Origin of the sequence: Neptunomonas concharum, from assembly GCF_008630635.1 — a bacterium.
Classification (GTDB): Bacteria; Pseudomonadota; Gammaproteobacteria; order Pseudomonadales; family Balneatricaceae; genus Neptunomonas; species Neptunomonas concharum.
Map to the genome: position 1 here is coordinate 2,670,301 of NZ_CP043869.1, position 26,362 is coordinate 2,696,662.

General features: G+C 46.1%; 25 protein-coding genes. 20 read left to right on the forward strand and 5 right to left on the reverse strand.

Features of this window, described 5'->3' with window-relative positions; translation table 11 throughout:
* Nucleotides 1-24: 24 nt before the first annotated feature.
* Entirely contained in the window at nucleotides 25-2,325 is a 2,301-nt protein-coding gene (metE, locus tag F0U83_RS12625; protein ID WP_138986866.1) for a 5-methyltetrahydropteroyltriglutamate--homocysteine S-methyltransferase, read from the forward strand.
* Nucleotides 2,326-2,409: 84 nt separating this feature from the next.
* Here metE and bfr (F0U83_RS12630) read toward each other — a convergent pair whose 3' ends face one another.
* Together bfr (F0U83_RS12630) and bfr (F0U83_RS12635) are read right to left on the reverse strand one after the other, a co-directional pair.
* A complete protein-coding gene (gene bfr / locus F0U83_RS12630) occupies nucleotides 2,410-2,877 on the reverse strand; it encodes a bacterioferritin (protein ID WP_138986865.1) in 468 nt (155 codons plus the stop codon).
* Between the two features lie 14 nt (nucleotides 2,878-2,891).
* A complete protein-coding gene (gene bfr, locus F0U83_RS12635) occupies nucleotides 2,892-3,356 on the reverse strand; it encodes a bacterioferritin (protein ID WP_138986864.1) in 465 nt (154 codons plus the stop codon).
* 158 nt (nucleotides 3,357-3,514) lie between these two features.
* Between bfr (F0U83_RS12635) and F0U83_RS12640 the strand changes: the two genes are divergently transcribed.
* The 9 genes from F0U83_RS12640 to F0U83_RS12680 all read left to right on the forward strand — a co-directional run bounded on the left by F0U83_RS12640 (nucleotide 3,515) and on the right by F0U83_RS12680 (nucleotide 14,080).
* Complete coding sequence (locus tag F0U83_RS12640) at nucleotides 3,515-3,715, forward strand: bacterioferritin-associated ferredoxin (RefSeq protein ID WP_138986863.1); 201 nt, start codon at nucleotides 3,515-3,517, stop codon at nucleotides 3,713-3,715.
* Between the two features lie 89 nt (nucleotides 3,716-3,804).
* Nucleotides 3,805-5,163 (forward strand): D-serine ammonia-lyase, encoded by a 1,359-nt coding sequence (locus tag F0U83_RS12645; RefSeq protein WP_138986862.1) that lies wholly within the window; start codon nucleotides 3,805-3,807, stop codon nucleotides 5,161-5,163.
* Nucleotides 5,164-5,309: 146 nt separating this feature from the next.
* Nucleotides 5,310-6,146 carry an alkaline phosphatase family protein gene (locus tag F0U83_RS12650; RefSeq protein WP_138986861.1) on the forward strand — a complete coding sequence of 279 codons (837 nt, stop codon included), beginning with the start codon at nucleotides 5,310-5,312 and terminating at the stop codon, nucleotides 6,144-6,146.
* A complete protein-coding gene (locus F0U83_RS12655; protein ID WP_138986860.1) occupies nucleotides 6,146-6,802 on the forward strand; it encodes an HAD family hydrolase in 657 nt (218 codons plus the stop codon). The genes F0U83_RS12650 and F0U83_RS12655 overlap by 1 nt, the downstream gene beginning before the upstream one ends.
* 53 nt (nucleotides 6,803-6,855) lie before the next feature.
* Nucleotides 6,856-8,913: an ABC transporter substrate-binding protein gene (locus F0U83_RS12660; protein ID WP_138986859.1), complete on the forward strand. Its 2,058-nt coding sequence runs from the start codon at nucleotides 6,856-6,858 to the stop codon at nucleotides 8,911-8,913.
* Between the two features lie 63 nt (nucleotides 8,914-8,976).
* Complete coding sequence (locus F0U83_RS12665; protein WP_246077670.1) at nucleotides 8,977-10,173, forward strand: ABC transporter permease; 1,197 nt, start codon at nucleotides 8,977-8,979, stop codon at nucleotides 10,171-10,173.
* Nucleotides 10,173-11,414, forward strand: a complete 1,242-nt coding sequence (locus F0U83_RS12670; RefSeq protein WP_138986858.1) for an ABC transporter permease — start codon at nucleotides 10,173-10,175, stop codon at nucleotides 11,412-11,414. Before F0U83_RS12665 ends, F0U83_RS12670 begins: the two co-directional genes overlap by 1 nt.
* Nucleotides 11,415-13,157: a dipeptide ABC transporter ATP-binding protein gene (locus F0U83_RS17340; RefSeq protein WP_276469554.1), complete on the forward strand. Its 1,743-nt coding sequence runs from the start codon at nucleotides 11,415-11,417 to the stop codon at nucleotides 13,155-13,157.
* A 29-nt stretch (nucleotides 13,158-13,186) separates the two neighbouring features.
* Entirely contained in the window at nucleotides 13,187-14,080 is an 894-nt protein-coding gene (locus tag F0U83_RS12680; protein ID WP_138986857.1) for a LysR family transcriptional regulator, read from the forward strand.
* Here the strand turns inward: F0U83_RS12680 and F0U83_RS12685 are convergent.
* A complete protein-coding gene (locus F0U83_RS12685) occupies nucleotides 14,077-14,511 on the reverse strand; it encodes a MerR family transcriptional regulator (protein ID WP_138986856.1) in 435 nt (144 codons plus the stop codon). The two genes, F0U83_RS12680 and F0U83_RS12685, sit on opposite strands and share 4 nt — an antisense overlap.
* Nucleotides 14,512-14,582: 71 nt before the next feature.
* Here F0U83_RS12685 and F0U83_RS12690 point away from each other — a divergent pair, with 71 nt between their 5' ends.
* Nucleotides 14,583-16,730 (forward strand): heavy metal translocating P-type ATPase, encoded by a 2,148-nt coding sequence (locus F0U83_RS12690; protein WP_246077668.1) that lies wholly within the window; start codon nucleotides 14,583-14,585, stop codon nucleotides 16,728-16,730.
* 70 nt (nucleotides 16,731-16,800) lie between these two features.
* Nucleotides 16,801-17,022 carry a DUF3622 domain-containing protein gene (locus tag F0U83_RS12695; protein WP_170221755.1) on the forward strand — a complete coding sequence of 74 codons (222 nt, stop codon included), beginning with the start codon at nucleotides 16,801-16,803 and terminating at the stop codon, nucleotides 17,020-17,022.
* A 29-nt stretch (nucleotides 17,023-17,051) separates the two neighbouring features.
* Here F0U83_RS12695 and F0U83_RS12700 read toward each other — a convergent pair whose 3' ends face one another.
* Complete coding sequence (locus F0U83_RS12700) at nucleotides 17,052-17,732, reverse strand: tRNA (adenine(22)-N(1))-methyltransferase (protein WP_170221753.1); 681 nt, start codon at nucleotides 17,730-17,732, stop codon at nucleotides 17,052-17,054.
* Nucleotides 17,733-17,934: 202 nt separating this feature from the next.
* Here F0U83_RS12700 and F0U83_RS12705 point away from each other — a divergent pair, with 202 nt between their 5' ends.
* From F0U83_RS12705 to F0U83_RS12735, 7 genes are all read left to right on the forward strand, one after another.
* Complete coding sequence (locus tag F0U83_RS12705; RefSeq protein ID WP_138986853.1) at nucleotides 17,935-18,729, forward strand: BON domain-containing protein; 795 nt, start codon at nucleotides 17,935-17,937, stop codon at nucleotides 18,727-18,729.
* A gap of 16 nt (nucleotides 18,730-18,745) precedes the next feature.
* Nucleotides 18,746-19,204 carry a DUF2383 domain-containing protein gene (locus tag F0U83_RS12710; RefSeq protein WP_138986852.1) on the forward strand — a complete coding sequence of 153 codons (459 nt, stop codon included), beginning with the start codon at nucleotides 18,746-18,748 and terminating at the stop codon, nucleotides 19,202-19,204.
* Nucleotides 19,205-19,425: 221 nt separating this feature from the next.
* Nucleotides 19,426-20,745: a sigma-54 interaction domain-containing protein gene (locus tag F0U83_RS12715; RefSeq protein ID WP_211343639.1), complete on the forward strand. Its 1,320-nt coding sequence runs from the start codon at nucleotides 19,426-19,428 to the stop codon at nucleotides 20,743-20,745.
* Nucleotides 20,746-20,927: 182 nt separating this feature from the next.
* Nucleotides 20,928-21,119 carry a PLDc N-terminal domain-containing protein gene (locus F0U83_RS12720; RefSeq protein ID WP_138986850.1) on the forward strand — a complete coding sequence of 64 codons (192 nt, stop codon included), beginning with the start codon at nucleotides 20,928-20,930 and terminating at the stop codon, nucleotides 21,117-21,119.
* A gap of 116 nt (nucleotides 21,120-21,235) precedes the next feature.
* Nucleotides 21,236-21,466, forward strand: a complete 231-nt coding sequence (locus F0U83_RS12725; protein WP_138986849.1) for a DUF2789 domain-containing protein — start codon at nucleotides 21,236-21,238, stop codon at nucleotides 21,464-21,466.
* Between the two features lie 7 nt (nucleotides 21,467-21,473).
* Nucleotides 21,474-22,397 carry a diacylglycerol/lipid kinase family protein gene (locus F0U83_RS12730; protein ID WP_170221749.1) on the forward strand — a complete coding sequence of 308 codons (924 nt, stop codon included), beginning with the start codon at nucleotides 21,474-21,476 and terminating at the stop codon, nucleotides 22,395-22,397.
* Nucleotides 22,394-23,197, forward strand: a complete 804-nt coding sequence (locus tag F0U83_RS12735; protein WP_138986847.1) for a metallophosphoesterase family protein — start codon at nucleotides 22,394-22,396, stop codon at nucleotides 23,195-23,197. Before F0U83_RS12730 ends, F0U83_RS12735 begins: the two co-directional genes overlap by 4 nt.
* A gap of 17 nt (nucleotides 23,198-23,214) precedes the next feature.
* On the opposite strand, the gene F0U83_RS12740 is transcribed toward F0U83_RS12735, so the two are convergent.
* Nucleotides 23,215-24,516 carry a DUF2254 domain-containing protein gene (locus F0U83_RS12740; RefSeq protein WP_211343638.1) on the reverse strand — a complete coding sequence of 434 codons (1,302 nt, stop codon included), beginning with the start codon at nucleotides 24,514-24,516 and terminating at the stop codon, nucleotides 23,215-23,217.
* Between the two features lie 140 nt (nucleotides 24,517-24,656).
* On the opposite strand from F0U83_RS12740, the gene F0U83_RS12745 reads away from it, so the two are divergent.
* On the forward strand, nucleotides 24,657-26,276 hold the full coding sequence (locus F0U83_RS12745; RefSeq protein WP_138986846.1) for an ABC-F family ATPase: 1,620 nt from the start codon (nucleotides 24,657-24,659) through the stop codon (nucleotides 26,274-26,276).
* The last annotated feature ends 86 nt before the right edge of the window (nucleotides 26,277-26,362 follow it).

Genomic DNA, 26,362 nt, shown 5'->3' on the forward strand with positions numbered 1-26,362 from the left:
TTGGTATAAAAGGAGCAAGCTCTCATGGCAACAACACATAATCTAGGCTTTCCCCGTATTGGTGCACAACGGGAACTGAAATTCGCACAAGAGCGGTATTGGCGCGGGGAGATTGACCAAGCAGAGCTACTCAAGACCGGACATCAGCTACGCTCACTCAATTGGCAACGGCAATCCACCTTAGATTATTTGCCGGTGGGCGACTTCTCATTCTATGACCAAGTTTTAGATATGAGTTTCACGCTGGGAAACATTCCATCGCGTGCATCCAACCTACACACTGATAGTGCAGCAGAGCTAGACACCTACTTCAGAGTAGCCCGTGGACGCTCTGCTCACGACAGTGCTTGCAGTGGCATCCATGCAGGTGAGATGACCAAATGGTTTGATACCAATTATCATTACATCGTACCTGAGTTCACCCACGAGACGGTTTTCACCCTTAAACCTGAAAACGTGCTAACACAGATTGCCGAAGCAAAAACTCATCATAAAAACATCAAACCTGTCATTATTGGGCCAGTCACGTATCTGTGGTTAGGTAAAGAGAAAGATGGTTCCAATAAGCTAGACCTGCTTGACCAACTACTTACCACCTATCAAGCATTGCTTGCTACATTTGCCGATCAAGGGGTTGAGTGGGTACAAATTGATGAGCCGATCTTAGTAACAGAACTAGATAAACACTGGAAAAACGCTCTGAGAAAAAGCTACGATCTCTTACAAGAAAGCCCGGTCAAATTACTCCTAGCGACCTACTTTGGCGAGCTTAAAGAGAACTTATCCCTAGTAAGCCAACTGCCCGTTGATGGTGTACATCTGGATGCGATCAACGCTCGACACGAAGTCGAACCACTGATTGATAGCTTACCTAACCACAGCGTGGTCTCTTTAGGCATTATCAACGGGCGAAATATCTGGAAAACCGATCTGAGTACCACCCTCGACTGGCTGGAGCCGATTGCTGCAACGTTAGCAGAACGTCTTTGGATAGCGCCTTCATGTTCATTATTACATGTGCCGGTTGACCTGGAAGCAGAACAACAACTCGACCCCGACATTAAAAGCTGGCTTGCCTTCGCTTATCAAAAATTGGATGAACTGGATCTGTTAGCACGCGCACTTAACCTAGGTCGAGCTAAAGTAGCTGATGAGTTAGAAAGCAACCGTCAGGCTATCGTGAATCGCCAAACATCTTCACGTGTACACAACCCTCAGGTACAACACGCTATCGCCTCGATTTACCCGCACTTAGGCCAACGTAAAAGCGACTTTGAGCATCGTGCCGCGCTACAAAGAGCTAAGTTCAATCTGCCACTGTATCCAACCACCACGATAGGCTCCTTCCCACAAACGACGGAGATTCGTGCCACCCGTCAGCAATTCAAAAAAGGGGGATTAAACGAAGCTGAATACACACAACAAATGCAAGCTGAGATCAAACGCGCTGTGGATGAGCAGGAAGCATTAGACTTAGACGTACTTGTTCATGGTGAAGCCGAACGGAATGACATGGTGGAATACTTTGGCGAGCAGCTGCAAGGCTATGCATTTAGCCAATATGGTTGGGTCCAATCTTATGGCTCTCGTTGCGTCAAACCCCCTATTCTCTTTGGTGATATCAGTCGACCTAAGGCGATGACAGTACATTGGACTCAGTACGCCCAATCCCTGACAAACAAACCAATGAAAGGGATGCTGACCGGGCCTGTCACTATCCTAAACTGGTCTTTTGTTCGGGATGATCAGCCGCGATCACGCACTTGCTACCAATTAGCTTTAGCGATTCGGGAAGAGGTACAAGATTTAGAAAAAGCAGGCGTCAACATCATTCAAATAGATGAAGCCGCCCTACGCGAAGGACTTCCTCTGCGTAAATCCCAATGGCAAAGCTATCTCGACTGGGCGGTTGAAAGCTTCCGTATCAGCGCTAATGGCGTCAACGATGAAACGCAGATTCATACCCATATGTGTTATTCGGAGTTTAACGATATTATCGAATCGATCGCCAACATGGACGCCGATGTGATCACTATTGAAACCTCACGGTCTGATATGGAGCTATTGGATGTATTTGAACACTTCAATTACCCCAACGACATAGGGCCAGGGGTCTATGATATTCACACCCCCAATATCCCATCACAAGCGCAGATGGTTGCCTTGATGGAAAAAGCAGCCTGTAGAATTCCTGCCGAGCGGCTTTGGGTCAACCCCGACTGTGGCTTAAAAACCCGCCAATGGAAGGAAGTGATACCCGCTCTTGAAAACATGGTAGCTGCGGCCAAAGCACTGAGGCAGAAAGCGTTAAAAGCCGTAAGCTAATAACGCTAACACGGGTAAAGCTACACCGATCTTAACCTTGATGATGCGTAAGCCGAAAGCCTAACCACACTGGATTGCCTTCGATCACATCTGTGATTGAAGGTAATTTTCTATACCCAGCATTTTAATTAAACGTAGCTGTTGCTCTAACCAGTAGGCATGGTCAACTTCAGTATCTTCCAGCAATTTTTGTAAGATCTCCCGTGACTGGTAATCCTGCTCCTCTTCGCAGACCTTGATAACCTCTTTTAGTCGGTTACCCACTTCATATTCGATACGCAGATCACTTTCCAGCATCTCTGCTACATGTGTTCCAATCTGTAGCCCTTCACGCGCCACCATATTGGGTGTCCCTTCAAGAAACAGCATACGTTCGATGAGTAAAGCAGCATGCCCTTTTTCATCTTCTACTTCATGATCTATACGTTCAAAGAGTTTACTCAACCCCCAATCATCATACATACGCGAATGGATAAAATACTGATCCATGGCGGCCAGTTCCATTGCCAGTAGGGAGTTCAATCCGTCTATAACCCGTTGATTACCTTTCATTCTTTTTTCCTCGCCTACATTTTACTTTGAAGGTAGTTTGCTATGCCTACTTGCCCAATTAAGTGTTGCTGCGCTTCAATCCAATCTAAATGCTCTTCTTCCTCGGATAGAATTTTTTCCAACAATTCACGGCTGACAAAATCGGACTGTGTTTCGCATAAAGCGATCGCTTCGCGTAACAATGTAAGTTGGCTCATTTCAAAATCCAGGTCACCTTGCAACATCTCGGCCGTGTGTTCACCAATTCGTAAACGCTCCAAATGCTGGAGGTTGGGCAACCCTTCAAGAAACAAAATGCGCTCAATAAGGTCGTCGGCTTGTTTCATATCCTTGATGGATTTTTTGTATGCTTTCTCATTGAGTTCACCCAGACCCCAATTTTTATACATACGCGCATGCAAAAAAAACTGGTTAATAGATGTCAACTCAGCAGTCAGCACCTTGTTGAGCATGCTTAATACTTGCTTATCACCCTGCATATAACTCTCCAAAAATATGACTAAAGGCTAAATGTATAGACAGAGTTTATGGCAAGCCACGACAGAAGTACAAAAACCCAATTAAAAAGTAACAAACACTTGATATAAATCTATATGAGAATTATTATCAATCACACTAACATATAGGTTTTATGATTATGTATATCTGTATTTGCAATGCCGTCACTGACTCACACATTCGAAACGCCATTGATGAAGGCGCCACCAGCGTCGCTGATCTTAATAAGTCATTATCTGTCGGCAGCTGCTGCGGGAAATGTACGCGTTCAGCCAGAGAGCTAATAAAAGATCATCTGGCCGATTCAAAGATCGATTCTCTGTCCTACAATGCTGCCTGATCTTTATTGGCAGATAGGCTGTATGTTCTCTGCAAAGCTCTCGGTATACTCTTTCGCTATTAGATAAACGAAAGTATGAGTCATACCCTATGCCGCCCCTCTCTTTTGCATCGTTACCCCTTGATCAATGGTGTCAGCGCCTACCGTTAATCAACCAACTAATCGCCACCGAAGAGCTATTTTGGCTGAACCCAAAGTTGATCCCATTTCATCAGGCCAAAACTACACTACCGCTGAGTGATAAAGATACTCAAGATGCAGCTGCGCGGTTGCAGCGTTTCAGTACTTACATTCGTCAGGTTTTCCCAGAAACCAAGCCAGCCCAAGGGTTAATTGAGTCTCCCCTGCGAGCTATTCCTCAGATGCAGACGGCGCTATCTGATTACTACAAAACTCCCCTCCCCGGTCGTTTCCTACTCAAATGTGATAGCCACCTGCCCATATCCGGCTCAATCAAAGCCCGTGGTGGTATTTACGAAGTCCTGAAATATGCCGAAACATTAGCGTTGGAAGCTGGGCTCATTACAGAGTCCGATAACTACGTAACATTTAATGATGAAGCCTTACGCCAACATTTTGCCCAACATCGTGTGATTGTAGGCTCCACCGGCAACCTAGGGCTCAGTATCGGCATTATGAGTGCACGCTTAGGCTTTAAGGTGACAGTGCATATGTCGGCCGATGCTAGGCAGTGGAAAAAGGAGCTACTACGCAGCAAAGGGGTAGACGTCGTTGAGCATGCCGATGACTATAGCAAAGCGGTAGAACAAGGCAGACTCGAAGCCTCAGCCTCGCCTAATAGCCACTTTGTGGATGATGAACATTCTCAGGATCTATTTCTTGGTTATAGCGTGGCAGCACTTCGCTTACAAAAACAGTTAGGAGAACAAAACATCGTGGTAGATCAGGCGCATCCCCTATTTGTTTATCTACCCTGCGGTGTCGGTGGTGGTCCGGGTGGTGTTGCCTTTGGCCTGAAACAACTATGGGGCGATAACGTCCATTGTTTCTTTGCAGAGCCGACGCACTCTCCCTGTATGTTGCTCGGCATGTACTCCGAGTTACATGAAGGTATCAGCGTACAGGATATCGGTTTGGATAATCACACCTGTGCCGATGGCTTAGCGGTGGGTCGGCCTTCCGGTTTTGTTGGCAAAGTAATGGAGCCATTGCTATCTGGGATATTCACCGTTGCGGATAACGAGCTCTATAAATTGCTAGCGCTGCTCAAACAAAGTGAAAATATTATGCTCGAGCCCTCCGCGCTGGCCGGTATGCCGGGCATACACTGGGCCAACCAGCAGCAAGACTACCTAAAACAGCACGCTATAGAAGCTGACAAGATCACCCACATTGTCTGGGCAACCGGTGGCAATATGGTCCCTGAGATTGAACAACAAGCTTACTTAGACCAAGGAATTTCGCTGCTCAATTATGACAAATCATAATTAGGAATTATAACTCTAAGGAAAGATTAGCAAGATTCATTAATTCATCTTAATTGTGTCACAGAAGTAACACAGAGGCTTTCTATTCTGTTGCCATTCGTTGAGTACCTGTCTGTTACGGGTACCTGTTTTGGCTGCAGGAAGATATGTCTGATAAAGTAATACTCGTTATATTGGATGGCCTGAATGCTCAGGTTGCCAGTGAATGCATGGGATTTATGGAGGCCTTAAGGGCACAGGGGATTGCTACCCGATACCAAATCTCATGCGAACTCCCTTCCATGTCACGTCCTTTGTATGAGGCGATACTGACAGGTGTCACCCCGATTGTGAGTGGCATTGTCCACAACCATGTTATCCGTAACTCCAACCAACAAAGTATTTTCAGCCTGGCTCGCCAAGCAGGACTAAGCACAGCGGCAGCCAGCTATCACTGGATCAGCGAGCTCTATAACCACTCACCCTACGATGCTATACGTGACCGACACACCTGTGATGAGTCCTTACTGATCCAACATGGCTGCTTTTATCATGCCGATCACTATCCCGATGATCACCTATTTCTTGATGCTGAATGGCTAAGACGCCAGCATGACCCGGACTTCTTATTAGTCCATCCCATGAACATCGATAACGCTGGACATAGAGAGGGCTTAGATAGTAGCCATTACCGCAATACCACCCGCAAGACAGACATGATCTTGTCTGACTATCTTCCCCAGTGGATAGAAGCAGGTTATCAGATCCTGATCACCGCTGATCACGGTATGAACAATGACCGCAGCCATGGCGGCACCTTGCCCGAGGAGCAGCAAGTTCCCCTGTTTGTGATCGGTTCAGCGTTTTCTCACCAACCTACATGTAAACCGTCACAGACTGACTTGTGCGGGACGGTTTGCGAACTGCTCGGCATCAGGATGCACAACAAGCCAATCTGCAAAGATCTATTGCTGTTAGATCCTTCACTCAAGGAGTGTAGCTAATGGCGCTAGTTATTTTCGATTTAGATGAAACCCTACTAGCAGGTGATTCATCTTCACTGTTTTGCCATTTCCTTGTAGAGCAAGGGTTAGCCGATCAGCCGTTTATTGTAAAAGAACAGCAGTTAATGGCGCTTTATAGCCAACAACAGCTCTCGATGGATGATTACATTGCGTTTCAATTATCGCCCTTGGCCAGTATCAGCGTGGCAGATATCGAAGCACTTTTACCCACATTCGTTGCAAACTATATTGCTCCTCGTTTCTACCCTGAAGCACTGGAGCTTATCGCCCAATTAAGGGCTCAAGGCGATCGTATTCTGGTTATCTCTGCCACGGCCGCCTTTATCGTTCGTGCAGCCTGCCAGCACTTAGGTATTGACGATGTTATCGCCATCGAGCTTGAAGAGAGCGAAGCAGGCTACTATACCGGCCAAATCAGAGGAATACCCTCTTACCGCGAAGGCAAAGTCACCCGCCTGAAAGCTTGGCTGAATAGGCAAAATGAGACGCTAGAAAACGCCGCTTTCTATTCCGACTCTATTAATGATCTTCCCCTGCTTGAAGCTGTACCTCATCCCATTGCAACCAACCCGGATGATTTACTCAAGCAAACAGCCATAGAACGGACATGGCAAACCCTGACATGGACGTGCTAAGACCGATGACGACTCACTCTACTAACACTCAAAAACTAATCAGGAACTGTGCTATGTCCAGACTATTACTCGCAAGTGCTGCCGTTTTAATGGCTTCAAATGTCATGGCGGCTTGTCCAACGGTTACCGCTAAAGATGCAAAGGGTGAATACCCTTATATCTTTGAGAAGGCTGAATTTGAGAAAATTTATCAGTGCCAACTATCCTTTACAGGCAACCCATCTGCTAAAGCACTCAATGAGCGTATTGCAGGCAACCCTGCACTACCTGCGCTTACAGATCGACTGCCTACAGAGCCTTTAGTGATTGCACCCTATGTTCAAGTTGGTCAATACGGTGGAGTTCTTGACGGTATATCCAAAGCCACAGAGTCAGGCACCTCTGACCTGCTGTCCGTTCGTCACGTGAACCTGACTCGCTTTAGCGACGATCTGAAAACCGTCGTACCGAATGTCGCTAAGCGCTGGAAGTGGAATGATAACTTTACAGAATTGACCATGGAACTGCGTAAAGGCCACAAGTGGTCTGACGGTGCCCCTTTCACCGCCGAAGATGTCGCCTTTTGGTACAACAACATGTTGATGGATACCAACATCATCAAATCACCGAAAGATCGTTTCCTATCAGATGGCAAACCCATGAAAGTTGAAGCGCTTAACGAAACAACCGTGCGCTTTACTCTGAATGCTCCGAAACCGGGCCTGACCGCTATGTTTGCACAGGACTATGCGCAACCATTCCAACCCAAACATCTACTTAGCAAATTCCACCCAGACTTTAATCAAGATGCCAATAAACTAGCGAAAGAACTTGGCTTTGAAGATGGGTACGCCGTGATCAATTTCTATTACGGCCAATCTGACTGGAAAGATGTCCCTTCGCCATTACTAAAAGATAAAGCTGCTGCAGAAAGCTTGGTAAAATCCGGTTTTACAGCGGTTGCCCCAACACTGGAATCTCATATCCTTGTTGAAGAGACATTAGAAGGTCGTCGCTTGGTGGCTAACCCCTATTTCTTCCAGACCGATACCGCCGGTAACCAACTCCCCTACATCAACGAAATCAATGAAATTTTCATTGGTGACGAAGATATCCAAACCACCAAAATGATTGCCGGTGAGATTGATTACAAAGCCCAAGCAGTTAACCTGCCTGCCGCACCGGTACTGCTGGAGAACAAAGATAAAGGTGGGTATGAAGTTGCCCTGCGCCCAACTATCGGTGAAGTAGCTTTTGCCTTTAACCTGACCGATAAAGACTTAGAAAAACGCGACATCTTCAATAACGTAGATTTTCGCCGCGCGATGTCCCTTGCTGTCAACCGAGATCAGATAAACGAAATCGCCTATTTTGGATTAGGCACCCCTACGCAATACACCGCCTTTGACGCGGACACCGCTTCCTTTGTTACCGATAAGCAGAAGCAAGCGTGGATAACCTACAACACAAAAGAAGCCGCCAAATTGCTGGATAAAGCCGGTGTAGTGGATAAAGATGGTGATGGTCTACGGGATCTGCCGTCCGGTAAGAAGTTAGAACTTAACATCCAGTATTCCACTCAGGGCGTTGCCACTGAGCTTGTTGAAATCATTGCCGCAAACTGGAATGCAGTAGGTGTTAAAACCACTCAGAAAGAAGTGACATCCGATGAGTATCGTAACTCCCAGTCTGCAAATGACCTGAGTGTTACTTTCTGGACCATGGGACGTCCACTGGCAACGCTGGCTAGTAATACCACTGACTTACTCCCTCCTTACGGCAGCTTCTTTGATCTGCGCACAGGTATGTTATGGGAGCAGTACCGTAATACAAAAGGTGCTGAAGGCGTCAAACCACCAGCCACAGTCGATGAAATGGAACAATTAGCGAATGAGTTTGTTCAGTTACCCATGGGTAGCGACGCCTCTGCAAAAGTTGGTCATGCCATCGCTCAAAAAATGGTCGATGACCTCTTTGTTATAGGTACGGTAAAAGCCGTTGCGCCTATCTACTACAGCCGCAAACTAGGCAACTTCGAAGTACCTAAAACCTCCTCTTACGACTACTACCGTGTTTACCCTTACATGGCAACACAGTGGTTCTTATCAGAAGGCGGCGTCGCTAAACAGTAAATAAACATGAACCCCGTCTTCAGGCGGGGTTCTTTTCTCTGACTAACTGTAGATATTGATACCGTGATCATTCACTTTTTATCAGAAACTTGGCTCCTTTGGTTGATTCTGTTCACCGGTGCGCTTCTGTTTCGAGCCTCCCGGAACAGTCAATACTTTCATTATGTATTTAACCGCTACTTGTTAGCACTGGTTACCTTACTCACCGTCAGTGCCATTGTCTTTTCGTTGATGGAAGTACTGCCTGGGGACTGTGCAGAAAAGATGATCGCTTACAAAAATACCCAGGGTGAAAGCATCACCCAAGCCGATATCGCTGCCGAACGCGCACGCATGGGGCTGGATAAATCGCTACCCGAGCGCTGGGTCAACTGGGTAACCGATCTCACGTTAAAAGGTGATCTAGGCTTTAGCTGTGCAAAACGACAATCGGTGAATTTGGCATTAGGTGACCGTTTCTGGTTAAGCTTCTGGTTCTGTATTGCTGGGTTAGTGTTTTCCTACCTGATCGCGGTTCCTTTTGGGATTTTATCAGCATGGGTACTCAACAAACCCTGGAAAGACCGGAGCCCTCAACACACCCAAGCCAAACGACTCCTTAACACAGCAGGCCTAGGGCTTGCCAAAATGACAGACGTGATGCTGCGAATCATCAGCTATCTCGGTCTAGCTTTACCTAACTTCCTTTTGGCACTCACGATTATTTTGCTTTACGTGTTTGCCGGAGAAGCGGCACCCACAGGGCTATTTTCTGATGAGTGGAAACAGGTAAGCTGGTTTACCGAAAGCGGTTTCCAATGGGGCAAACTCAACGACTTTTTAGGGCATATCTGGCTACCGATCTTTGTTATTGGCTGGTCAGCAACAGCGCTTCAACTGCAAACTGTTCGCGCCTTAGTAGTAGACGAATCCAACAAGCTTTACGTGGATGCAGCCAAAGCCCGTGGCGTACATGGATTCAACTTGTGGGCAAAATATCCCGTCCGTCATTCCATTAGCCCGCTATTTAACAGCGTTGGCTTTGATTACCAACGAATCTTTAACGACCTCCCTATTGTGGCCATTGTGATTGGTCTGACCGATGCATCAGCCCTCTTAATTGAAGCTCTAGCAATGACTAATGACCAAGAACTCGCCGCCGGTATTCTGTTTTTAGTGGCTTTGGTGGTGATTTCGATGAACTTTATTACCGATATTGTGCTTGCAGCCGTAGACCCACGCGTGCGCAAGAGTGTATTAGGCACAGGAGGCCCAGCCTGATGTTAACAGCCATTTTTCGTAAAAATAAGCCTCAAACTGATACCTACGATGAGAGCTATTATACCGCAGGGCAGTTTGCGCTAATCAAAGCCCGCTTTATGAAAAAAACCGTAGGCCTGATTGCCGGATCACTACTGGGGTTTATGGTATTGCTCGGTTTGTTCGCCCCTTTCTTCTCTCCGGTAGATCCCACCATTGAGGGAGCGAATCCAGATTATCGTCGCGGCGCACCACAGGTGGTCTACTTTTGGGATGAGAACGGCTTTTCATGGCGCCCCTTTACTTACACCTACAGCAAAGATAAACCTAAAATCAACTTAAGCGCCCTCGCCAAAGGCGGTAATCTGGCAGCGTTAGATGCCCTTACATCCAGCGGTGCATTGAACTCTTCCACTCAAAATTTATTTACTGTAGATAAAAACCAACGCCGTTATCTGCAGTTCTTAGTTACAGGGTGGGAATACTCACTGCTGAAAATCGATCTATTAGGAATCGATATCAAATGGGATCGCCATCTGTTTGGCGTGGACCAAGGATCTATTCACCTGATGGGAACAGATGAGGACGGCAAGGATGTGTTCAGCCGAACGCTACATGCGATCTGGGTAACCATCAGCATTGCTATTGTTGCCTTAATCGTAAAGCTGTTCGTCTCACTTCTTGTTGGCGGCGTCAGCGGTTACTTTGGCGGTAAAGTAGATGCCGTCTTGATGAGCATCACAGAAGCGGTGCGTGTGATTCCGCCGATTCCCATCTATCTGGCCTGTGCCGTCGCGCTCTCTCAGATCGACCTGACACCGACCCAGCGTTATTTCGCTATCGCTGTAGTGATTGGCGCGTTGGACTTTGCTGCATTGGGTCGCCGCCTACGTACACACATATTGGTGGAGCGTACCCAAGACTATGTGCTGGCAGCACAATTGGCCGGTTCCAGCCATGGACGAGTCATTTGGCGGCATTTGATTCCCAGTTTTGGTAGCTACATCATTGTGGATACTTTGATCAACTTCCCTTATGTCATTTTGGCAGAAACCAGTTTGAGCTTCTTAGGGCTAGGCTTAACCGAGCCTGTAAATAGCTTGGGGGTTCTTCTACAAAAAGCTCAAGATCCCGATATCCAGCAGAATATGGTCTGGCAATTTTTCCCTGTTGCGGTGTTTGTCACCCTGATTATGGCCTTTGTTTTCGTGGGCGATGCCCTACGCGATGCCGCCGACCCTTACTCAGAGAGGAATAAGTAAATGATGGCACTTAATCCCATAAACACCCTGCTCAGTATTCGTGACTTAACATTGGATTTTCGTACCGATGAAGGGCTGGTTAGGGCACTAGATGGTGTTTCTCTGGATATTCATGCCGGCGAAGTCATGGGGCTGGTGGGCGAAAGCGGATCAGGCAAATCAGCCACCGCTAAAGCAATTATGCGCTTGCATCCGGGTAATGCTCTGATACAGAAACCAAGCGAAATACAGCTTTATGATGGCCAACAACGAATCGACGTACTGGGGCTAAACGGTAAAAATCTGCGCACGGTTCGTGGTGGGCAAGTATCAATGATTTTTCAGGAGCCAATGGCGAGCTTTGCCCCAGCGATCACACTGGGTGAGCAGATCATCGAAACGATACAGATTCACCTTAAACATGACAGGAACACGGCTCGAAAAATCGGTATAGAACTGTTTGAGCGAGTAGGCATCCCCATGCCGGAAAAGCGCTTTGATCAATATGTTTTCGAGCTGTCAGGCGGTATGCGCCAACGGGCAATGATCGCTATGGCTTTATCTACCAATCCCAAGCTACTCATAGCCGATGAACCGACCACCGCACTCGATGTTACTATTCAAGCACAAGTACTTGATTTGATGTTAGAACTGCGAGAACAGATGGGTATGGCAATTCTATTCATCACCCATGATTTGGGCGTGATCAGCAAAATCGCAGATAATGTCACCGTGATGCGCCAAGGCAACGTGGTTGAAGCAGGAACAGCTGACGACGTGCTCTATAGTCCACAACACCCTTATACGATTAAATTGCTAGACGCATTACCGCATTTAGAAGCGTTACCGGAACCTCCACAACACCAACCCGAGCCTATTCTGCGTATATCTGATCTATCCATCACTTATCCCATGTCCGGGCAGGGCCGTAAAGGGGATCACTTTAACGCGGTAAAAAATGTTTCTCTCGACCTACCTAAGGGACAAATCATCGGCTTAGTCGGTGAAAGCGGTTCCGGTAAAACATCTTTAGGTAAAGCCATACTGGGAGCTGCCCCCGTCACATCCGGGCAAGTGGAATATCGTACCGAGCAACCGTTTACGCTGAAGGCCGGCAAAGCACTGAAACGACGCCAAATAGCCGCCGTTGCGCAAATGGTCTTTCAGGATCCCTATGGCTCACTCAATCCCCGCATGACAGTAAGGGATATTATCGCGGAGCCTTTAGAAGCCATGAAGCTCACAAGCTCCAAAGCTGAAACCGATCAGCGGGTTATCGAAATGGCAAAGCGGTGCCATCTGGATATCAACCACCTACGTCGCTTCCCTCATGCGTTTTCAGGTGGGCAACGTCAACGTATCAGCATTGCTCGCGCGCTAGTAGCGAACCCGCAATTTCTGGTGGCTGATGAATCGGTAGCGGCGTTGGATGTATCGATACAAGCCGAAATTCTTGACCTGCTAAAAGAGCTCAAAGAGGAGCTAGGCTTAACCATTTTGTTCATATCCCATGACTTGAGTGTCATAGCGAACCTTTGCGACCATGTGTGTGTGATGCGCCACGGTGAGTTAATTGAACAAGGCAGCGTAAGGAAAATTTTCCTCAACCCAGAAAAGCAATACACACAAGAGCTGATTAGCGCTATCCCCTTGCTGGATAAAGTAAAACAGGCCGCCGCATTTGAGATCTGCAGTGACGCAGAAGCACTTGCTCGCCCAAAACGGGCTTCGTCATCTCACGGTAACCAAACTGTTATCCAATAGTCTTTTAAACGTCATTTTCTGGAGCTGTATTGGACATATCCCTATCAGAGATCCGGGCATTTAATGCCACGGTTAAAAACGGTAACTACACAAAAGCAGCATCAGATTTAGGCGTCAGCCAGCCTGCTATTACTGTGCAGATACGTAAAATAGAATCACGCTTTAATGGTGCTCTATTTGAACGTATCAACAACGGCGTGCGCTTGACCAATCTCGGGCAAGAACTCCATCGCGTTACCAGACAATACCCCGACCTTGAAGCCTCAATTCAAGCATTAGCAGAGCCTGAACGACAGACCCAACAAACCATTCATGTCGCCACGGCTTCTCCGCTCATCTTTATGCCGTTATTTGCAAACTTCTACCAGCGTTTCCCTGAGTCCCAGTTACATATTGTGTCAGGCACTACAACAGAGTGTCGCAAGATGTTGCTGGATCGTGAAGTCGATATTGGTTTATTTCCTTGCCCTCTGGAGGAGAACAGCATCTCTAAACTTGCTTATCACAGCCACCATTTAATGGCGATTTTACCGCTCGACCACCCTCTGGGTAATCAGAAGCAACTTAGTGTTCATCAGCTGATTGATTATCCCCTGATTTTCTCTAAAACTGATGCTTATACACAAAAAGTAGTCGATCATGCTTTCAAAGAAGCAGGGCTCACGCCTTTTCCTCATATCCATATGGATTCCCGATATGATACGTGCGAAGCGGTCATCTACGGGCTAGGTATCGGCTTTTCTTTGGCAAATGATATCCGCCCCGACTCTCGATATCTAATGGTGCCAATTCAGGAAGCACAAGAGGAGATCGTCGAGCACGTTGTCTGGCTAAAAGCCCGCAGCGGATTACCTAGTATTCGTAACTTCGTGCAACTAGCCTTAGAAAACCGTTGTGCCGAAACGGGAAAACCTATCCCCTAGTCCACCCTATCATGATGCTGACCAGCGCACAGACGATGATCAGCTAACACCTGTATCACGCGACAGTTTGCCACCTTGCCTCCACTGCAGTGTTCCACCATACGTGTTAACTCCATCTTTAGCGCCTCTAACTGAGCAATGCGTTGCTCAATCGTTGTTATCTGGGCTTTAGCAATCGCATCTGCCTCTTTACAGGAGTGATCAGGCATATCTGCTAAAGTGAGAATCTCTTTGATAGCCGCCAACGAAAAGCCTAGCGCCCTGGCATGACGAATAAAGCCGATCCGGTCTACCTCCTCTTGCCGATAATAACGTTGGTTTCCCTCCGTTCTAAAGGGCTCTGGCACAAGACCAATCTGCTCATAATAGCGAATCGTCTGCACCTTACATCCAGAAGCTTTTGCCGCTTTTCCAATCGAATAGGTCGTCACAGAAAGTCCTTGAAGCTATAGTTACTAGAGCTTTTATACTGTTTGCATCGATTGATCGTCAAGGAATCAACATGATGAAAAGCCCGTTATTAAGCACCACTCACAGCCAATATCAATGGGATGTCAAAGGGATGGATTGCGCCAGCTGTGCAGGCAAGATTGAACATGCACTCGGTCGTCTAGAGGGGGTATCCGATATTCAGGTGTCGGTTATGTCAGGAAAGCTATCGCTGACGTTAGACGCAACCTACAGCAGCACACAACATATTGAAGACTCCCTCTCCTCACTGGGGTTTCAGGCTTCCCTTTATGAACAAGGCCAGAAGGATATGCCGCAAAATATACAGAGCTCTTGGCTTTCCCACCCAAAAGCCAAGCAGGTATTACTAACCGGAACACTGCTGTTATTAGCGTGGTTAGCTAGCTTTATCCTTAGCGAAAGCACCGCCCAATGGGGATTTATCAGTGCCTGCTTAGTGGCTCTTGCGCCAATTGGAAAAAAAGCACTCTCCCTGCTCCGCGCTGGTATGCCCTTCACCATTGAGATGTTAATGACCATTGCTGCCTTAGGCGCTTTATTTATTGGAGCCGAGCAAGAAGCCGCCCTTGTCGTATTTTTATTTACGCTAGGCGAGTGGCTAGAAGGCATAGCCGCCAATCGTGCCCGCGCCAGTATCCAAGCGCTAAGTAATTTGGTGCCTAAAACCGCGCTTAAGCTCAATGACCAAGCCACCCCTATACCAATTAATGCAGATAAACTATGCATTAGCGACCTGATTTTGGTGCGCCCCGGCGACCGGCTCCCAGCCGATGGCAACATCGCTGAGGGAGGAACCAGCATCGACGAATCCCCTATAACCGGCGAATCAGTGCCCGTTTATAAATCCACAGGAGAGGCGGTATTTGCGGGTACCATCGTGTTAGATAGTGCCATCAAAGTTACCGTTACCCGCGCACCCGAAGACAACACCATTGCGCGTATCATTAAGCGAGTAGAAGAGGCCCAAGCGGCTAAAGCACCCACCGAACGCTTTATCCAGCGTTTCAGCCGCTGGTACATGCCCGCAATTGTACTTACCGCGCTCTTGGTTGGTATTATTCCGCCGTTATTCTTTGCTCAGGAATGGTCGTTATGGATCTATCGCGCCTTAGCGCTACTTCTGATCGGCTGCCCTTGCGCCTTAGTGATCTCGGTTCCCGCCTCTATCGCCTCGGCACTCTCAGCGGGAGCACGCCATGGGTTATTGATCAAAGGCGGTGCCACTCTGGAAAACATGGCAAATACTACCTTAGTTGCTTTTGATAAAACGGGCACGTTGACCGAGGGGCAACCTCACGTTATTGACTGTCTAGCGATCAACACCAGCAAGGCTTCGCTCATTGCCATCGCAACAGGTTTGGAATATGGCAGCAGCCATCCTTTAGCGATGGCGTTACAACGTTATGCTACTCAAGAAAGTATTACACCCCAGCCTGTAAACGCTGTGTCTGTCGTGCCTGGTTTAGGTATCAATGGAGATGTATCGGGTGAAACTTTCTATCTGGGTTCACCAAAATTTGCGGCTGAAAAAGTAACAATAGCAGCGGATCTACTGACACAGATTGAAACCTGGGAGGCACAAGGCAAAACCGTTATCATCCTCTTCAGCAACATCGAGATTTTGGGGTTAATCAGCTTACAAGATTCGCCACGCGCTGATGCAGCTTCTGCTATCAAGCAGCTAAAATCTTTAGGGATTCAGCCGCTCATGCTCACTGGCGACAATACTCGTACCGCAAAGGCGATCGCATCCGAGCTGGGCTTGGATTTTCAGGCTTCACTGCTCCCAGAGGACAAAGTCAGCATCGTCAAAAACCTATCCAGCACCCAAAACGTAATGATGGTTGGCGACGGTATCAACGATGCGCCAGCGCTGGCCGCTGCACAGACAGGCGTTGCTATGGGAAGTGGAACTGATGTTGCCCTAGAGACCGCAGATGCCGCGCTCCTCAAAAACCGCGTTACCGACATCCCAGAACAGATCCGCTTATCTAAAGCGACAATGCGCAATATACGCCAAAATATCAGCCTCGCCTTAGGGCTTAAAGCGGTGTTTTTAGTCACCAGTATTTTAGGGATAACAGGTCTGTGGCTGGCCATTTTGGCAGATACCGGCGCAACCGTGCTGGTGACACTCAATGCCTTGCGATTATTACGCTATAAACCCGATGATTCCTGAGCGCTTACAGATACTTTGTGGTAGCCTTAGCGCGTTTTGCACAATGATGATTCCACCGAGGATACAGGCTATGACGGCAGGTAAAAAATATAGTTTCAGCGTCGAGAAAAACGACGCTGAGTGGGCAGTATCAATTCTGCGCCGCGCAAGTTCCAGAAAAACTGTCGTTTCCAAGCGCCAGGCAGGTTTTGCCAGCGAAGAAGAAGCAACAGCATGGGGTGAGAGCGAATTAAAAAGCTTCCAACAGCAACAGGCTGAGCGCAATAAGCGTAAAGCAAAAGATCGCAACTAATCCCCTTTGGCTCTCTGCACCGCAGGGAGTCAAACCTCTTTGAGCGCTGGGATCTGATGGGCCAACGCTTGATAATCCTCGACAACATTCATCGCTTCCTGACCTCCCTTTTGCGCAATACGTTGATAATGTAACAACAGGGCGTAGTAATAGTCCCTATGCGCCTTGGATACCGATTGCCACAAAAGCGAACCCACTGGCGTTAGCACGCGCGTTGCAGCTTGACTAACGTGCATCAACTCATAAAAGCGACCGCCCTCCTCAATTAACACCTCATTGATAAGCCCCAAACCTTCATCTGCCAATGACTTTCTAACAAAATAGGTGTGATAAACAGGGCAGATAAGAAACTCCATAGGAGTATCGGGGTTATTCCGTAGCAACGCTCGCACCAGAGCCACCGCAAGATCCCCACCCACGCCAGCAATGATAACCAAATGCCGCGCTTTAACATCCGGCAATACCAACGTGGCAACATCGACACACTCCACTGACCACATCGCTTGCTCATTAGGAAAAAAGCGCTCCAGCTTACTCTGCAAATCCACCATCAGATCTGGCACTTGATCCACAAAATGCACCTGACCTGCCGCACGTCTGGATAATAGCTGCATCCCCAGATACCCATGATCACAACAGCAATCCCAAAGATGATCGTAGTGCTGAGTAATCATGTTATCGATAGCTTGCAGGCGTTTACTGAGTTTCATATTCACGATCTCATGGTGTTGGAGGACATAATCAGTGCTATCCATAAAAAATGAAATGCCTTCAAAGTGTTATGTAAAAAATACATACGCACATGAATAGCAGAACCATAAAAAACAAATAATTATTTGATTTTAATAAAAAAATTCAAAATGGCATGAAATATGTTAAGTCTACAGTGAAGTCAACAAAAAGGAGAATGATATGAATACTAAGAAAAAGCTATTAGCAACAATGACAATTTCTGCTCTCGTATCAGTACCTGCAATGGCTAACACTTGGGAAGGCGAAGCTAAGGATGCTTGGTTAGACGGTAAAGTTGAAACCGCACTCATGATGAACACGCAAATCAACAGTTTCCGTATTGACACCGACGTTAACAATGGCGTCGCTATTCTATCAGGTGAGATCGATACGAAAGCGAAGCGAGATCTCGCTTTACAACTAGCGTCCAACGTCGACGGGATCAAAGAAGTACGAAATCAGATAACCGTTGCTCCCGATCCAAAAGAGAAAAGCTGGAAAGGTAGTGCGAAGGATGCATGGATAGACGGTCGTGTTGAAACAGCCTTAATGTTTAATACAGAAGTGAATAACTTCAAAATTGACACCGAGGTCAACAACGGAATAGTCATGTTAACTGGTGAAGTAGGAAGCGAAGCCAAGAAAGATCTTGCCGGACGTATCGCTGCCAAAGTGGATGGAGTCAGCTCCGTTATCAATAAATTGACTGTGAAAGAAGGATATGAAGGTGAGGCCAATGAAGGCTCCACGTTCGCCAGAAAGATGCGGGACATGGCAGTAACCGCGGGTTTGAATATAGAATTTGCGGCGCACAGTGAGCTGGAGGCAACTCGCATAGATATTGATACCAAGAATGGTGCTGTCGAATTGACGGGAGAAGTCAAAAGCCAAGCAGCGAAAGACCTAGCAGTAGAGATCGCAAAAGGTTATGACGATGTCACATCCGTAAAAGACAACCTAAGAGTGGTCAACTGACCCTCTGGAGGTACCTATGTCCGGAACATACGACCATGACCTCTTAGATAAACTGATTGAGGTATGCCAAGAAGGCAGCCTCTTTTATCACGAGATGTCTCAGAATACAAAGAACCTTGCGTTAGCGTCTTTGTTCCGCGAAATAGCCTCTTGCAGAGCCTATATTGTTAGTGACCTATCTACGCTAAAGGCCCACTTAGTGAGCACAAGTAGTAGCTTTGATGAGGTGGTAGATACAACCAAAACGACCTATAAGCAGCTCAAGTGGCTTACGGCGGACATACATAGCTTGTACTTTGTTGAGCAGCTGGAATTAGCAGAAGAGCACGTTATCAATACGTTTAGAGCAGGTGTACAAAATATCAAAAATGCCCTACTAGCAGAAAAACTGGCTCTTCATATCGCGACATTACAATTGTTACAAGACAAGCTAAAAGCTTATAAAGTCGAACTTGAAAAACGATCAGCTCTATAGAGTCCAGAAAAGGCTTTGTTCCCCCCAAAGCCTTTTCCAAACTCTGTCATCTATTTCATTATCTATTAGTATACACTCCCCTATCAATCTGAGAGCATTACCTCCTTAGACAAATCCTAGAATAGGGTTAGCGCTTCCAAGGATCTAATCCATGCTTTTAAGCATGAATTATATTATTTTGCTGCCTTTACTCGCTTGGCAGATTAGTAACGGAGATGATTTTGCTACATATAACCCTAATCTCTCAGCAAGCTCTGCTTTTAGAGACGCTGGTGCCCCTCCTTAAAACATCAGGTTTTCAGTTCTCATGCGTTGAGACGCTGGAAGAATTAATAGCCAATTCTAGCCTGGTTATTTATGCACCTGAGCATTTCAGTGAAGTTGAGCTGGACGTGCTCCAAAAACATGACATGTTCGATGAAACCGAATGGATAATCATTACCGATGGGAAACCTAATCCATATATAGATAAGCTCATGACCATGGGAGCCAGCTACCATTTCAGAACCCCACTGGACATCGACCACTTAAATGAGGTTTTGCAAGAATTTCACAAAGAGTTTCAGCAGGAAGAGGAGCAAAAATCTTTAGCTCCAGTTACATCCACATTAGATCAATTTGGCTTATTGCTAGGCTCATCCCCTGTGATGCGAAGGCTCTATCGTCTCATTCGGCGCGCCAGTAAAACAGACACTAATATCATGCTGGTTGGTGAAAGTGGCACAGGTAAAGAACTGGCAGCGCGCACTATTCACGAACAAAGCCTAAGAGCGGAGCATCCCTTTATCGCTATTAACAGCGCTGCTCTCACGCCCGAGTTGGTTGAAAGCGAGCTTTTTGGGCATCTAAAAGGCGCTTTCACTGGTGCGGTCTCAGACCGAGAGGGCTGTTTTGAGCAAGGTAATGAAGGCACTCTCTTTCTGGATGAGATAACAGAAATGCCTGTTGATTTACAAAGTAAGCTATTACGCGTGCTGGAAAGTGGGGAGTTCAAACGGGTAGGTAGTAATCAAGTAAAAACTACTAATGTCAGAATCATCGCTGCGACAAACCGCCAACCAATCTCTGCAATCGAGGACGGATTCTTACGGGAAGACATTTATTTTCGTCTCGCACACTTTCCAATTCAGCTCCCCCCGCTGCGTAAACGTGGGAAAGACATTACTGAGCTAGCTCAACATTTTCTAGCCTATAGAAACTCCGTTACAGGAACCCATAAGGTCTTATCTGATAGTGCTATGCAAGTATTGATGGAGTACACGTGGCCTGGAAATGTACGCGAATTAAAACACTGTATCGAACAAGCCCATATTCTTGCTTCTGACACTATAGGTCCAAATGAACTAGCTTTATTAAAGCCAGACAATGAGAATACTGCCAACATAGAAGATATCCGACCAGGAACCCCCTTAAAGGAAGCAGAGAGAATTCTCATTTTAGCGACATTAGATAGCTGCAGTGGTAACAAAACCCAAGCCGCTGACCAGCTAGGTATTAGTTTAAAGACCCTGTACAACAAATTAGAACAATATAGTGATTAGAGCTTGTATTTTTTTCACTGTAAGTATGTGAAATTTATACCCTTTGTACCTAGCCTATTCAAAAAAAACCATAAACAATTGATATTAAAGTAAAAATAAAACTGGCACGCATTATGCTTAATCTCATGTAAGTTATCACCACAATGAAAACTTACTCACTTAAAAGTAACAAGGAGAAAAACATGGGCATCGAAATCAGTGGCATTTTAGGACTACTTATCCTTATTTTTGATATTTGGGCAGTAATTCAGACATTGCAAAGCCCAACATCAACCGGTACGAAACTCCTGTGGGTACTATTGATTCTTTTATTACCTGTTATTGGGTTGATTTTGTGGTTCTTCATGGGTCCCAGAGGGCGAGCTGCCGTTTAGGTTTAACCACCCTCGGGAAAAGAATTCAACTTGACCTGTGACTATGTAACAAAGACGCAAGAACAAAGAGAGATATTTGTGTCTAAGTAATATTCAGGCGAATAATGGAGGCAAAGATGATTGAACCTAATCACTCGATAGAAACACTTTTTGAGCAGCTAGGTTTACCGGCAGAGCAAGCTGAAATAGAAACTTTTATACAGAATCATAGATTGCCCGAAGGCGTCCAATTGCACGATGCTTCTTTCTGGACATCTTCCCAATCGAAGTTCTTACAAGAAGGTTTAGCAGCGGATGCTGACTGGGCTGAAGTTATCGACGAGCTTAGTGCACGTCTGCAATATTAATTTGCACATGCCTAAATCAATTCTTTTAATATATAACCCAGCCTCAGGATATTTTCTGGAAAAACAAGAAGATAATCCTGAGGCTTTCTTTCGTGAACAGTTGTCTGAGCACAGACAAACATGCCAATTAACTTTTTTCAAACTAGAATCAGATCCTTCTAGCCTCCTTAGCGAACAATTAAACGAGCTACAACCGGATGAAATTTGGGTTGCTGGTGGCGATGGAACAGTCCTTAGCGTCGCTCAATCGTCCGTTAATACGGGCATACCCATTGGCATTATTCCCTTTGGGACTATGAATTTAATGGCTAGGGACCTTGGCATGTCTCTAGATGTTAAAGTTGCAATTAAACAGTTATGCCATGCTTCAATTAGCAAAATAGATATGGCTGAACTTAATGGCGCTCCATTTCTGTGTATATCCAATATAGGCATGTCAACCCGACTAACTGAAGAGCGTGAACGATTGAGACATACATCTGGCTGGATACGCTGGCCTTTAATGGCTGGTTATATGATCAGATTTATGTTCGCCTATCCAACTCAATCAGTCCATATCAAACTGGGTAACCAAGTCCACACCCTACAAACCCGCTCTATATCAATAAGTAATAACTTACTGGAACCAAATAGCTCGCTGATTCCTCAAAGGAAACAACTAGATAAAGGCTGTCTCGGGGTTTACGTTGCTAAACACACATCTATTTGGTCTCTACCGCGTTTAATTTTTCGCTTGCTTAGGAAAGACTGGCAAAGCGATAAAGATATATTGATGTTCAAGGCCGACCATGTGCGCATTCAGTTATCCAAGCCGCGACGTAAAGTCAAAATCATGACCGATGGCGAACTCAATGAGCACTCACTTCCTTTAGATTACCACTCTAAGCCTTCTGTACTGCATATATTGAGGCCTCTAGAAGAAACACCATGATTACTATCGCACATCTTTCTGATTTACATTTTGGGCGAGAACAAACGCAAGTAATACATAATTTGCTTGCCTCTTTACAAGAACAACGTCCTGACTTAGTCATTATCAGCGGTGACTTAACTCAACGTGCGAGAAGTTACGAGTTTCAACAAGCAAAAATATTTTTGGATAACTTACCCTACCCTTACTTCATTATCCCCGGTAACCATGATCTATCGGCTCATAAATTGATCGAGCGTTTCTTTTTTCCGTGGAAAAAGTGGAAACAATACATTTCTCCACAACTTGAGCCTTGCATTGAAAATGATCAGTGTAAGGTGGTAGGAGTTAACTCTGCTCGACGCCTAGGACTATATCTCGACTGGTCACGAGGCCGTATCAATAGCAAACAAATTAGCCACGTAGTTGAAAACTTCAATCAAACTAACGAGAAAAAGCTGCGAATTTTAGTTGCCCATCACCCTTTCTGGTTACCGACTGTCTACTTGCGAAGGCAGTTAATTGGTGGACGAGACAAAGCAATAGAAGCACTTAGCCAAGCAGGTGTAGACATCATACTGGGGGGGCATATTCATATCCCTTTTATGAAAATACTCAGAGGGGTAATTATTTCTCATGCAGGAACAACGGTGTCTGATCGACTAATAGAAGGGCAACCAAACAGCTACAATATTATCAAGGGAGATTCAAAAAAGTTAACCCTTATATCACTTGAACAAGAAAACCAAGAATTTACGATTCGTCAGGAAAGTAAGTTTATTAAAACAGGAAAACACTGGCACCCTTACCCCAAAAAATAAGCCAAATGTTAGGAAAATCAAGAGAGGTTTACACTTTTCTCATGAAACCCACTGGCTTCCGTTACGGTTTTATAGTCTTCTTCCATAACAAGACTGCTCTTAGCTCTCATCAAGGCCAATTTTCCATGCCGTATCGCTGCCGATCTCATTTCTTGATCGCCCGAAGATGCCAATATGCTTAGGGATTTTTGTAATCGAGTAGCAACCTCAACCAGTCCAGCACCATCACGAGCAATCACCGTAAATATATCATCAAACATATCATCGACCGATAACTCTGGAACGGTAATACGATTGTAAATAGGTTCCTCATTACAGTGTTTCCGCATATGGGAGTAGTCCGTAAAAAGCCTCAGTACTGTTCCTAGAATCACAATGGCTGTCCCGGGATCATTGACCGCCGGAGATAAAGCACGGCCTGCAATTTCTGACAGAACAATTAATCCAAACCTAGGGTCATTATCAAATAAACGCTCCTCACCTATCTGGAATGATTGAATAAAGTCCACTTCATCTAGTTCTGTTTGTGCCTCTGTCTGGACATACGCCAGCACTCTACTTGGGGCTACTAATGTTCCAGGTAATGCAACGACTGTGATGCGAGCATGAGTTTTTTCGGCGTGCTTTTGGAGCGCAGCCATATCAATGTGCTGAACATAGCCTACTGCGTTAGCATAAATTGGACGGCCTTCAAGTGATGCAACGCTTTTACACAAACCATGTAAGGCAGGCGCATTTGCTCTACTCGTTAAAGCTTTAGCAGTCGCAGACTCTACTTTTCCAATAGTGGACCCCATACGCCCTAACCGGGCAATACCATCGACCCAACGCACAAACGTGATAATTACAATACTGAACACAAAAATAGTTAAACTAAATAAAATAAAAACGCCTATTGTCGCAAAGAAATCATTCTTCAACGCCGTTAGGGCCACGATACTAAAAATAAATGCTCCAATAAAAGCCGACAGAGCATTTTGAGAAGCATCATCTGCGATAATCACTTTAAATGAGCGAGGTGTAGCAGTACTACTAGCCGAAGCGTAGGCAGATACCATAGAGGTAACCGAAAAAGTAGCGATGACCATCATACTAGAGGCCATGATTGATAATAGGGTTTCGAGTGCACCGGCATCTATCTCTGGAATATACCGAATAAAATTATCACCAGAACCATCTGCTAATTTAGCCGCTAACACGCCTAAGATAGATAAAAGGCATATTACAAAGGGCCTTAGCCATAGCTGTTCCCTTAAGCGATTAATATCAAATATGGTACGCCCCTGAGATATAAGGCGGGAAAATTTATTTAGTGACACCACTTACCCCATTTATCAAAATCAACCCACTGCTCTTTCGATAGTAACACTTTTTACATTGCGAGACTTATCAGCGCTTTATCTATATAGTACGCCTCCGCTTATTAGCATATAAATATCCATAACACAGGAATCCCTTCGTGATCGCCACCGCTAATGTCACCATGCAGTTTGGTACTAAACCGCTGTTCGAAAATATCTCTGTTAAATTTGGCGGCGGCAATCGCTATGGTCTGATCGGCGCAAACGGTTGTGGCAAATCCACCTTTATGAAAATCCTTGATGGCAGCCTCACACCGACTTCAGGCAATGTTTCTATTTCGCCGAATGAGCGTGTGGGTAAACTGCATCAAGATCAGTTTGCGTTTGAGCAATATACCGTTGTAGATACGGTAATTATGGGGCACAAAGCGCTCTGGGAGATTAAGCAAGAGCGCGATCGTATCTATTCGTTACCAGATATGACAGAAGATGACGGCATGAAAGTCGCCGAGTTAGAAGTACTCTTTGCAGAAATGGATGGCTACAGCGCAGAAAGCCGTGCACAAGAGATCTTAACGGGTGCTGGGATCGACCAAGCTTTCCACTTCGGTTTAATGAGCGAAGTCGCACCCGGCTGGAAACTACGGGTATTGCTTGCCCAGGCGCTTTTCTCTGATCCCGATATCCTGCTACTGGACGAGCCGACCAACAACCTGGACATCAATACGATTCGCTGGTTAGAGAATATTCTCAATGAGCGCAAAAGCACCATGGTAATTATTTCCCATGACCGCCACTTCTTAAACGCCGTATGTACCCACATGGCCGATATTGACTATGGCGAGCTGCGAGTCTACCCCGGCAACTACGATGATTTCATGACCGCTGCCACACAGGTACAGGAACGATTATTATCCGAAAATGCCAAGAAAAGCGCCCAAATTGCCGATTTACAGCAGTTTGTTAGCCGTTTTTCTGCCAACGCCTCCAAAGCCAAGCAAGCTACATCCCGTGCTAAACAGATAGAAAAAATCAAGCTGGATGAAGTCAAACCCTCCAGCCGCATGAATCCGTTTATTCGCTTTAACCAAGATAAAAAGCTATTCCGCCAAGCTATCGAACTCAAAGAAGTTGGCCACGGCTTTGATGGAGAAGCCCTATTCAAAGGAGGTAATCTCCTACTGGAAGCAGGCAGCCGACTCGCGATCATCGGTGAAAATGGCGTCGGGAAAACCACCTTTCTACGCTGCCTGCTGGGTGAGTTACAGGCCAATGAAGGGGAAATCAAATGGGCAGAAAATGCTGATATAGGCTATTGCCCACAAGACAGTACCGCTGAGTTCGACAATAACCTCAACCTGTTTGACTGGATGAGCCAATGGCGCAAGCCCAGCCATGGCGACCAAATCGTGCGTGCCACGCTCGGCAGACTTCTATTCACAGCCGACGACTACAACAAAAAAGCGAAAGTCTGCTCCGGTGGTGAGAAAAACCGCCTACTGTTTGGCAAACTCATGATGGCGGACCCCAACGTACTTATCATGGATGAACCCACCAACCACCTAGATATGGAAGCCATAGAAGCCCTCAATATGGCTTTAGAACACTACCCCGGCACGCTGATTTTTGTCAGCCATGACCGCGAGTTTGTATCCTCTTTGGCAACGCGAGTGATCGAAATAAAAGATCAGCAAGTCATCGACTTCCAAGGTACTTACGAAGAGTACTTAGCAAAACAACTCGCCGATGAAAAAGCACAAATGGGCAAGCGAGCGTAAGGAAAAGCCAGCAATGCTGCTGGCAAACCCTATACGAAAAAAGTGATAAAACCCTACACCTACGCTAAGGGTTTTATCACTGATCT